This is a genomic window from Stenotrophomonas sp. 3diitr2024 (genome assembly GCF_042136455.1).
GTDB lineage: Bacteria > Pseudomonadota > Gammaproteobacteria > Xanthomonadales > Xanthomonadaceae > Stenotrophomonas > Stenotrophomonas sepilia.
The window spans coordinates 1-1960 of sequence record NZ_JBHHMJ010000150.1; the positions used below are offsets into that span (position 1 = coordinate 1).

A 1960-nucleotide genomic window follows, 5' to 3' on the forward strand; every position below is an offset into this window, starting at 1 on the left:
CTGGCCGGCACCCGACGGGCAACAGATTTGCCGGCCAGCGGCCCGCACTACCCCGGCTGTTCGCCCGCGTGCGAAGCTTCACCCATGCTGACCCTGCAACGCGGCAGCCACCACGGACTGCTCATCGCACCGCGCTGGCCCTCTACCCGCATCCAGCTGGAAGAAGAAGTGCTGCAACGTTTGCTCGACGCGCAGGCATTGCTGCCTGCCGGGCTGGGCCTGCTCGTCACGCGCGGCTTCGAACCCAGCCACAGCCGGCTCGGCAGCTTCCGTCGTGGCGTGCGTTGGCTCGGCATCGCGGTGTTCCGCGCCTGCTATCCGCAGCGCCATGATGAAGTCGGTGCCATCTTCGGCGCCAACGGCCACGACATCGATGGCCGTCATATCGATGTCTCAGTGGTATTGCACGGCAAGCGGCTGCGGCTGCTGCCACTGGGCGTGTTCACCCCGCCGCGCTGGCAGCAGCGTCGCACCGCCCGCCATGCCGAAGCGATCGCCCGGGTGAAGCGCAGCCTCCAGCACTGCGGTTTCGAGCTGCATCACAACCCCACCGAAGCCCTGCAGGTCCACTGCGATTATCGTCCGCGCTGACCTCGCAGTCGGCCACGCATGCCGTGCCTTGCGCTCACGGATGCAAATGTTTCTCTTTTGCTGTAAGGTGTAGCCGCTGCCCTTGCCGCCGCGGGCTGTTCCCTTTCCCAGTTGTCGCCCGCCCCGTGTCCACGCCTGTCGAACCGACGGATGTCGCGCAGCTGTGCGCGGCCCACTACCAGCCGCTGCACGCCCATGTCCGCCGTAAGCTCCCGCAACGCAGCGACGCCGATGATGTCGTCCAGGAGACCTGGCTGGGCGTCGTCAGAATCGCCGCCAGTGGCCTGCTGAGCAATGGCCGCGCCTACCTGTACCGCGTCGCCCACAACCTGAGCCGCGGCACCCGCGCTGCTGGTGGCCGGTCGCTGGCATGTACTGCGCGGTACTGGCATGCCGGGCTACCTGCCAGCGGGCACACCAGCGCTGGTGATCGCGCTCGCTTCAGTCGGTGCATCCGTCGATGCGACCGACGCCGACCTGCTATGGGTGCTGGACGATGAGTGAGCGCGGCCAACACTGGCAGGCGATCGCCATCAGCATCGGGCTTCACCTGTTGCCCCTGCTGCTGTTGGTGCACTGGGTGGCCGCGCCGCCATTGCTGCCGCCGCCCGAGCAGGACGTGCGCATCAGCCTGCGCCTGCTGGCACCGGCGACGCCGCCGCAGCCAGTGGAAGAACGCCAGGCCGACACCCCCAGCCAGGCGCAGCAGGCGCGCGCATCCCAACCCACGAAGTCGCCCCCTCCACCGAAGCCCACCGCCGCACGCGAGGGCGAAGTGGCCGCCAGCGAACGCAGTGGCGCTGGCCGGCAAGCCCTGCCGGTCGCCCCGCCTGCGGCCGCGACCGATGCAAGTCCCGCACCGGCATCGATCACGGCCGCGCCGCCCGCTCCCGACGCCCCACCGGCGGACTTCCAGGCCGGCGCCGCCAGCGACCAGTGGGAAGCCCGCCTGATGGCGCGGCTGGAGCGCTATCGCTACTACCCTGCTGCGGCCCGCTCACGGCGCCAGCAGGGCACTGCCTGGGTCAGGGCCAGCATCGATCGCCAGGGACGCCTGCTGGCCCTGCGGTTGGAGCAGTCCAGTGGCCAGCCGATGCTTGACGGCGCCGCACTGCAGACCTTCCGCCGCGCGCAGCCGCTGCCGCCCATTCCCGATGAACTGAAGGCACCACAGGAACTGGTGGTGCCGGTGGAGTACTACCTGCGCTAGGCGTTGTGGAACTGTGCTGCAGTCTGCAACCTCAACCCAGGTTCAGGTCAAACACATCCGGCGCAACAGAGCAGTCCGCCGTGTGCAACGATCGCAGCGTGCTGTATCGCCGGGCCCATGCCCGGCTGCTCCATGCGAACGGCAGCCGAGCATGGGCTC

3 protein-coding genes and 1 pseudogene are annotated in these 1960 nt (G+C 69.0%); all 4 read left to right on the forward strand.

The annotated features are described in order from the left end of the window. The first annotated feature begins 84 nt into the window (after window positions 1-84). The 4 genes and pseudogenes from ABGA94_RS03625 to ABGA94_RS03640 all read left to right on the forward strand — a co-directional run bounded on the left by ABGA94_RS03625 (window position 85) and on the right by ABGA94_RS03640 (window position 1801). Window positions 85-591, forward strand: a complete 507-nt coding sequence (locus ABGA94_RS03625) for a hypothetical protein (protein ID WP_375366417.1) — start codon at window positions 85-87, stop codon at window positions 589-591. Window positions 592-716: 125 nt separating this feature from the next. Then, window positions 717-923 (forward strand): annotated as a pseudogene (locus ABGA94_RS03630) (RNA polymerase sigma factor); the annotation flags it as partial. Window positions 924-945: 22 nt separating this feature from the next. Beyond that, on the forward strand, window positions 946-1095 hold the full coding sequence (locus ABGA94_RS03635; RefSeq protein ID WP_164093399.1) for a hypothetical protein: 150 nt from the start codon (window positions 946-948) through the stop codon (window positions 1093-1095). Then, the gene (locus tag ABGA94_RS03640) at window positions 1088-1801 is read left to right on the forward strand and encodes an energy transducer TonB (protein ID WP_005417103.1); all 714 of its coding nucleotides are present in this window, start codon (window positions 1088-1090) and stop codon (window positions 1799-1801) included. The genes ABGA94_RS03635 and ABGA94_RS03640 overlap by 8 nt, the downstream gene beginning before the upstream one ends. The last annotated feature ends 159 nt before the right edge of the window (window positions 1802-1960 follow it).